Below are 7,733 nucleotides of genomic sequence, written 5' to 3' on the forward strand. Positions count from 1 at the left end.
CCCTTTGGTTACTTTGGGGCTCTTTTCCAAAGTGACCCGCCGTAAGGGCGGAACCCTAAGCCGCCGTTACCGAAGAAATGGATATACACCCAATCCCCCCAGCGGAACTTTGCCAACAAATAACCGCCTGAATCCGGTACGCTCCCCCTTTTTACCCCAAGGAGATCCTCCCCATGGCCAAAGCCACCGCCCGTCACATCCTCGTTTCCACTGAAGACAAGTGCAACGAACTCAAGGCCCAAATCGAAGGCGGCGCTGATTTCGCAGAAATCGCCAAAGCCAATTCCAGCTGCCCATCCAGCCGCGACGGCGGCAACCTCGGCTCCTTCGGCCCAGGCCAGATGGTCAAGGAATTCGACACCGTCGTCTTCAGCGCCCCGGTCAACACCGTGCAAGGCCCGGTGAAAACCCAGTTCGGCTACCACCTGCTGGAAGTCACCAGCCGCCAGGACTGATCCAGTCTGCGCTGATGCTATAAACAACGGCCCGCCTTTTGGTGGGCCGTTGTGCATGTGACGACTGGCGACACGGAAGCCGTTAGCGTACAAATCCCTATTCCTGTTCACCCGGCGCTCAAGGCTGATAATGCGATTGGCTTTTCTAAGACTGCTTACTGCTTCCCTGCTATTGACCAGCACCGCCGTGCTCGCGGCGCCGCAGCCGTACCTCACCGTGTACGGCGAACCGGCCAAGTACCCCGCTGGCTTCCACCATTTCGACTACGTCAACCCCAACGCCCCCAAGGGCGGCAGCCTGAAGCGCTCGGCCATCGAGATCGGGCGTTTTGACCATGTGCTGCCGTATATCGACAAAGGCATCGGCGTGTCCCAGGTCGACGGCTGGCTCTATTCGCCCCTGGCCCAGCGCTCCCTGGATGAGCCTTATACGGTCTACGGCCTGGTCGCCGAGAAGATGGAACGCGCCGAGGATGGCCTGTCACTGCGCTTCTTCCTCAACCCCAAGGCGCGTTTCGCCGATGGCACGCCGATCACCGCCGAAGACGTGCGCTACAGCTACAACCTGCTGATGACCCAGGGCCGCCTGGGCTTTCGCACGCTGTTCGCCGACGTCAAGCACGTCGAAGTCGAAGGCGAGCGCCAAGTGCGCTTCGATTTCTCCAGCAACGAAAACCGTACCCTGCCCCTCGACCTCGCCACCCTGCCGGTGCTCCCCGAACACTGGTGGAAAACCCGCGACTTCGCCAACGGCGGCGGCTACGAGATACCCCTGGGCAGCGGCCCGTACAAGATCAGCAAGATCGACTCCGGCAGCACCATCACCTTTACCCGCGACCCCGACTGGTGGGGCAAGGACCTGCCCGTCAGTCGTGGCCTGTACAACTTCGATCACCTGAGCCTGGAATACTTCGGCGACACCGAAGTGGCGCGCCAGGTCCTGCGCGGCGGCGCCTATGACTTCAACCGCGAGTTTTCCGCCACTGGCTATTCCATCGGCTACAACGGCCCGGCCCTCGACGATGGCCGCCTGCAACGTGCGCACCTGGCCAAAGAGGCGCCGCAACCGGCCCAGGGCTACGTGTTCAACGTGCAAAAACCGATGTTCAAGGACCGCCGCGTGCGCCAGGCCCTGGCGATGCTGTGGGACTTCGAATGGGCCAACCGGCAGATGATGCGCAACATGTACATCCGCCAGCAGAGCTTCTTCTCCAACAGCCCGCTGGCCGCCAGCCAACCGCCGACGCCAGAGGAACTGGCGATCCTCGAACCCTTGCGCGGGCAGGTTCCCGACGAGGTCTTCACGCAAGTGTTCAAGGCCCCGGTCACCGACGGCAGCGGCATGATCCGCGACAAGCAGCTACAAGCCCTGGCCCTGCTGGAAGAAGCCGGCTGGAAACCGGACGGCGACCGGCTGGTCAACGCCGAGGGCGAGCCACTGGCGTTCACCTTCCTCAACACCCAGAACGGCCTGGAACGCCTGTTGCTGCCGTACAAACGCAACCTGGCGCAGATCGGCATCACCTTGAATATCCGCCGCATCGACCCCTCGCAATACGTCAACCGCATGATGGCGCGCGACTACGACATGATCGTGATCGGCTTCCCGGTCACCACCTCGCCGGGGATGGAGCTGTACAACTATTTCGGCTCCGACGCCGCGTTCGATCCCGGCGCCAACAACTACATGGTCCTCAAGGACCCGGCCGTCGATACCCTGGTCAAAGGCCTGGTCAAGGCCAACACCCAGGCGCAGATGCTCACCTACGCCCACGCCCTGGACCGGGTGCTGCAATGGAACTACCTGTGGATTCCCAACTACTACCCGCCCGGCACGTCCGCCGCGTGGTGGAACCGCTTCGGCCGCCCGGCCGTCGAGGCAAAGAACGATGAGGCCCTGGAAAGCTGGTGGGAAATCAGCCCCACGCCGCTGACCAATGAGCAGATGCAAAAACGCGGAGGCAGCCACTGATGTTTGCTTATATCGTACGGCGCCTGCTGCTCATCATCCCCACGCTGGTGATTATCCTGCTGGTCAACTTCGTCATCGTCCAGGCCGCCCCCGGCGGGCCGGTGGAACAAGCCATCGCCCACCTGCAAGGCATCGGCGGCGGCGCGGTCGGCGGCTCGGGCGGTGACGGCATCACAGGCGGCTCCCGCGCCAGCCGAGGCCTGGACCCGAAGCTGATAAAGGACATCGAAAAACAATACGGCTTCGACAAGCCCGCGCCGGAACGCCTGTGGCTGATGCTCACCAGCTACGCGCAATTGGATTTCGGCAACAGCTTCTTTCGCGGCAAGACGGTGATCGACCTGATCCTGGAAAAGATGCCGGTGACCATCTCCCTCGGCTTGTGGGCCACGTTGATTACCTACCTGGTGTCGATCCCCCTGGGGATTCGCAAGGCAGTGCGCCACGGCAGCAGCTTTGACGTGTGGAGCAGCACCGCGATCGTCATCGGCTATGCCATGCCGGCGTTCCTGTTTGCGATGTTCTTGATCGTGGTCTTCGCTGGCGGCACCTCGCTTAACTGGTTCCCGGTGCGCGGGCTGGTCTCGGAGAACTTCGAAGAACTGAGCACCGTGGGCAAGATCGCCGACTACTTCTGGCACCTGGTGCTGCCGGTGACCTCCCTGGTGATCGGCGGTTTCGCCACGCTGACCATCCTCACGAAAAACTCGTTCCTCAACGAAATCACCCGTCAGTACGTGGTCACCGCCCGCGCCAAGGGCCTCAGCGAGCGCCGCGTGCTGTACGGCCATGTGTTCCGCAACGCCATGCTGCTGGTGATCTCGGGCATTCCCCAGGCATTCATCAGCGTGTTCTTTGCCGGCTCCCTGCTGATCGAGGTGATTTTCTCCCTCGATGGCCTGGGCCGCATGAGCTACGAAGCGGCGGTCTCGCGGGACTATCCGGTGGTGTTCGGTTCGCTGTTTATCTTCACCCTGTTCGGCCTCTTGATAAAACTCATCGGTGACCTCTGCTACACCCTGGTGGACCCGCGTATCGACTTCGCCGCGAGGAACGCCTGATGCTTAACCTGTCTCCCGTGGCCCGTCGGCGTTTCGAACGTTTCAAGAAGAACCGTCGCGGCTGGTGGTCGCTGTGGCTGTTTATCGGCCTGTTCATCCTCACCCTCGGCGGCGAGTTGATCGCCAATGACAAGCCGTTGGTGCTGAGCTTCAAGAACGAGCTGTATTTCCCGGTGTTCAAGCGCTACACCGAGCAGCAGTTTGGCGGCCAGTTGCCGTTCCAGGCCGATTACCGCAGTGACTACGTGCGCAAGCTGATCGAGCAGGACGGCGGCTGGATGCTGTTCCCGCCGATCCCGTTCAGCGACGACACGCCCAACTACGAACTGACCCGCCCTGCCCCCAGCCCGCCCTCGGCGGTGAACTGGCTGGGCACCGACGACCAGTCGCGGGACGTGTTGGCGCGGGTGATCTTTGGCGCGCGGGTGTCGATCCTGTTTGCCCTGGCGCTCACCGCGATCAGCGCGGCCATCGGCATCGCCGCCGGTGCGTTGCAGGGCTATTACGGCGGCTGGGTGGATTTGATCGGCCAGCGCGTGCTGGAAGTGTGGTCCGGGCTGCCGGTGCTGTACCTGCTCATCATCCTCTCGGGCTTTGTCGAGCCGAATTTCTGGTGGCTGCTGGGGATCATGGCGCTGTTTTCCTGGCTGGCCCTGGTGGACGTGGTGCGCGCCGAGTTCCTGCGCGGGCGCAACCTGGAATACGTCAAGGCCGCGCGGGCCTTGGGTCTGGGCGACGGCAAGATCATCCGCCGGCATATCCTGCCGAATGCCATGACCGCCACCTTGAGCTACCTGCCGTTTATCTTGACCGGGGCGATTTCCACGTTGAGCGCCCTGGATTTCCTCGGCTTCGGCATGCCCGCCGGCAGCGCATCCCTGGGCGAGCTGATCGCCCAGGGCAAGCAGAACCTGCAAGCGCCGTGGCTGGGCCTGACGGCGTTTTTCACCTTGGCGCTGATCCTGTCGCTGCTGGTCTTTATTGGCGAGGCGCTGCGTGACGCCTTCGACCCCCGCTCATGAGTGACTGCATATGAACCTGATCGAGATCCGCGACCTCAGCGTCGCCTTCAACGGCCAGACCGTGGTGAACAAGTTGTGCCTGGACGTGCGCCCCGGCGAGTGCCTGGCGCTGGTGGGCGAGTCGGGCTCGGGCAAGTCGGTGACCGCCCATTCGATCCTGCAACTGCTGCCCGAGGCCGGCACGTTGACCACCGGTTCCATCCGCTATCGCGGTGAGGAACTGGTGGGCGCCTCGGCCGGCACCTTGCAGAAACTGCGCGGCAACCGCATCGCGATGATCTTCCAGGAGCCGATGACCTCCCTCAACCCGCTGCACAGCATCGAAAAGCAGATCGGCGAAACCCTGCTGCTGCACAAGGGCCTGGGCGGCAAGGCGGCGCAGGCGCGCATCCTTGAACTGCTCGACCTGGTGGGCATCCAGAAACCCCAGGAACGCCTCAAGGCCTACCCCCATCAACTTTCCGGTGGCCAGCGCCAACGGGTGATGATCGCCATAGCCCTGGCCTGCGAGCCCGAGTTGCTGATCGCCGACGAACCCACCACCGCGCTGGACGTGACGGTGCAGCGCAAGATCCTGCTGCTGCTCAAGTCCCTGCAACAGCGCCTGGGCATGTCGCTGTTGCTCATCAGCCACGACCTCAACCTGGTGCGCAGCATTGCCCAGCGTGTGTGTGTAATGCATGCCGGCGAGATCGTCGAACAGGCCGACTGCCAGACCTTGTTCACCGCGCCGCAGCACCCGTACAGCCGCCTGCTGCTGGACGCCGAACCCTCGGGTGACGTGCTGTGCAGCGATGCGCGTGAAACGGTGTTGCAGGTTGACGATTTGAGCGTGCAATTCCCCCTCGGCGGCGGTTTGTTCCGGCGCAAGACCTATCTGCGCGCAGTGGACGGCATCAGCCTCAGTGTGCAGCGCGGCAAGACGCTGGGGATTGTCGGCGAGTCCGGCTCGGGCAAGTCCACCCTGGGCCAGGCGATCCTGCGCCTGCTGGATTCCACCGGCAGCATCCGCTTCCAGGGCACCGCCCTCGACCCGCTCAACCACCAGCAGATGCGCCCGTGGCGCAAACAGATGCAGGTGGTGTTCCAGGACCCTTATGGCAGCCTCAGCCCGCGCATGTCGGTGCAGCAGATCATCAGCGAAGGCTTGGAAGTGCACGCGCCGTGCAGCCTGGAGGACCGTGATGCACAAGTGATCCAGGTGCTCAAGGACGTCGGCCTCGACCCCGCCAGCCGCCACCGCTACCCCCACGAATTCTCCGGCGGCCAGCGCCAACGCATCGCCATCGCCCGCGCCCTGGTGCTTAAGCCGGCGCTGATGCTGCTGGACGAACCGACCTCGGCCCTCGACCGCACGGTGCAGAAGCAGGTGGTAGCGCTGTTGCGCGAGTTGCAGGAGAAATACGGCCTGACCTACCTGTTTATCAGCCATGACCTGGCGGTGGTGCGGGCGATGGCGCACGACATGATTGTGATAAAGGAGGGCAAGGTGGTGGAGGCTGGGGCGAGTCATCAGGTATTCGAAGCCCCCCAGCACGCCTACACCCAAGAGCTGCTGGCCGCCGCCAATATCCCCCTGTAAACGCGTCTCCCCTGTGGGAGCTGGCTTGCCTGCGATAGCGGTGTATCAGTCAATATATTCGGTACTGACAGACCGCCATCGCAGGCAAGCCAGCTCCCACAGGACCGCACTCCCACTCCCATTTTGTGTTGGCGGCATAAGCATGAACACCAGCGAAAACCTCAAGGACTACCAACAGGTGCGCGGCCTGGCCATCCAGTCGCTGTTCGAGATCATCGAGCAGTCCAGCGAAGGCACGGTGATTGTCGATCGCGACGCCAATATCGTCTGGATGAACGAGCGCTACGCCAAGCGCTTTGGCCTGAAAAGCGCCGACGAAGCCATCGGCCAGCCGTGCGAAAAGGTGATTTCCAATAGCCTGTTGCGCCAGGTAGTGCGCACCGACCTGCCGATCCTGCTGGACATCCAGGACACGCCCAAAGGTCCGTTGGTGGTGATGCGCCTGCCGATCCACAACGATGCCGGCGCGGTGATCGGCGCGATTGGTTTTGCCCTGTTTGATGAGCTGCGCAACCTGTCGCCGCTGATCGAACGCTACCTGAGTATGCAGCAGGAACTGGCCTCGACCCGCTCGTTGCTGCGTTCGCGGCAGAGCAAATACAACTTCGCGCATTTTATCGGCACCAGCGCCGCCAGCCTCGAAGTCAAACGCCGCGCACGCCGCAGTGCCAGCGCCGAGTCGCCGGTGCTGTTGCTGGGGGAAACCGGCACCGGCAAGGAACTGCTGGCCCAGGCGATCCACGGCGCATCACCCCGTGCACACAAGGCGTTTGTCAGCGTCAACAGCGCAGCGATTCCCGCCGACCTGCTGGAAGCCGAATTCTTCGGCACCGCGCCGGGCGCGTTTACCGGCGCCGACCGCAAGGGCCGTCCCGGCAAGTTCCAGATCGCCCAGGGCGGTACGCTGTTCCTCGATGAAATCGGCGATATGCCCCTGCCGCTGCAAAGCAAACTGCTGCGAGTGTTGCAGGAAAAGGAATTCGAACCGGTAGGCTCCAACGAAATGCTCCACAGTGATGTGCGGGTGATCGCGGCCACGTCCATGGACCTGGAAGCGGCGATCAAGCGCGGTGAGTTCCGTGCAGACTTGTACTACCGCCTGAACGTGCTGCCGATCCAGGTGCCGCCGCTGCGTGAGCGCCTGGAAGATATCCCGGCGCTGAGCGAGGCAATCCTTGAGGAACTGCGCAGCCAGCACGAACTGGACCGCGAGGCCCTGGCGCTGCTGGCGCAACATGCGTGGCCGGGAAATATCCGCGAGCTGCGCAATGTGCTGGAGCGGGCGGCGTTGTTGAGTGATGACCTGGTGTTGAATGCCGGGGAGATTCGTGCGGCTATCGGCACCTTTACCCCGGTCGCGCGCAGTGCGGTGGCGGCGGTAGAGGGCGAAAGCTTCAGCGCGGCACGGGAGCGGTTTGATCGGCAGATCATTGCGGCGGCGTTGGCGGCTTGCGGGGGGAATGTGGTGGAGGCGGCCAAGCGGTTGGGGCTGGGGCGGTCGACGTTGTACAAGAAGATGGTGGCCCTGGGCATCGCCTAATCTCCAAAAAGAGACACAACTCTCAAATCAAAGACATTCGAATGTGGGAGCGGGCTTGCTCGCGAATGCGGTGTATCAGTGCCAAATGTGCCGACTGACAC

General features: G+C 62.9%; 6 protein-coding genes. All 6 read left to right on the forward strand.

Going from position 1 to position 7,733, the window contains the following annotated elements:
• Nucleotides 1-173 precede the first annotated feature (173 nt).
• A complete protein-coding gene (locus tag NUV89_RS25595; protein ID WP_010210937.1) occupies nt 174-455 on the forward strand; it encodes a peptidylprolyl isomerase in 282 nt (93 codons plus the stop codon).
• Nucleotides 456-585: 130 nt separating this feature from the next.
• Complete coding sequence (locus tag NUV89_RS25600; protein WP_257783508.1) at nt 586-2,427, forward strand: extracellular solute-binding protein; 1,842 nt, start codon at nt 586-588, stop codon at nt 2,425-2,427.
• Nucleotides 2,427-3,488: a microcin C ABC transporter permease YejB gene (locus tag NUV89_RS25605; protein ID WP_257783509.1), complete on the forward strand. Its 1,062-nt coding sequence runs from the start codon at nt 2,427-2,429 to the stop codon at nt 3,486-3,488. Before NUV89_RS25600 ends, NUV89_RS25605 begins: the two co-directional genes overlap by 1 nt.
• Nucleotides 3,488-4,510 carry an ABC transporter permease gene (locus tag NUV89_RS25610; protein ID WP_248488056.1) on the forward strand — a complete coding sequence of 341 codons (1,023 nt, stop codon included), beginning with the start codon at nt 3,488-3,490 and terminating at the stop codon, nt 4,508-4,510. Before NUV89_RS25605 ends, NUV89_RS25610 begins: the two co-directional genes overlap by 1 nt.
• Nucleotides 4,511-4,520: 10 nt before the next feature.
• Nucleotides 4,521-6,092 carry an ABC transporter ATP-binding protein gene (locus NUV89_RS25615; protein WP_257783510.1) on the forward strand — a complete coding sequence of 524 codons (1,572 nt, stop codon included), beginning with the start codon at nt 4,521-4,523 and terminating at the stop codon, nt 6,090-6,092.
• 142 nt (nt 6,093-6,234) lie between these two features.
• Nucleotides 6,235-7,632, forward strand: coding sequence for a sigma-54-dependent Fis family transcriptional regulator (locus NUV89_RS25620; RefSeq protein ID WP_257783511.1), 1,398 nt, complete (start codon nt 6,235-6,237; stop codon nt 7,630-7,632).
• Nucleotides 7,633-7,733: the final 101 nt, after the last annotated feature.

This window comes from Pseudomonas sp. 18.1.10, assembly GCF_024655625.1.
Classification (GTDB): domain Bacteria; phylum Pseudomonadota; class Gammaproteobacteria; order Pseudomonadales; family Pseudomonadaceae; genus Aquipseudomonas.